This window comes from Paraburkholderia sp. SIMBA_054 (assembly GCF_046534875.1).
Classification (GTDB): Bacteria; Pseudomonadota; Gammaproteobacteria; order Burkholderiales; family Burkholderiaceae; genus Paraburkholderia; species Paraburkholderia hospita.
Window position 1 is genome coordinate 1 of sequence record NZ_JAWRXV010000316.1, and the last position, 386, is coordinate 386.

At 49.2% G+C, this 386-nt stretch carries 1 pseudogene; it reads left to right on the forward strand.

The features are described 5' to 3' along the window. Positions 1–100 precede the first annotated feature (100 nt). A pseudogene (locus SB822_RS55280) lies at positions 101–386 on the forward strand (ABC transporter substrate-binding protein); the annotation flags it as partial.

Sequence of the window (386 nt, forward strand, 5' to 3'; positions counted from 1 at the left end):
GAGGTCGCTATAGGGAGAACATATGGGGTGGAGTAGCGATATAAAGTTTGTCTGCAAGATTGTGTAAAATACAAAATTGAAAACCCAATGGGAGTGAGACATGAAAAATATGTTTGGTAAGGCAGCCTTTGCTGCGGTGGTGCTATCGTCGCTCGCTGGCAATGCTCAGGCGGAAGTGAAGGACGCAGTGGTCGGCTTTTTAATGCCAGACCAGGCATCGACGCGCTATGAGGAGCGCGATTATCCGGGCTTCGCTTCCGAGATGAAGAAAATCTGTGAAAGCTGCAAAGTACTTTATCTCAATGCCGATGGTGATGCGAGCAAGCAGCAGCAGCAGTTCAACTCGGTCATATCGCAAGGTGCAAAAGTGATAGTGCTCGACGCGG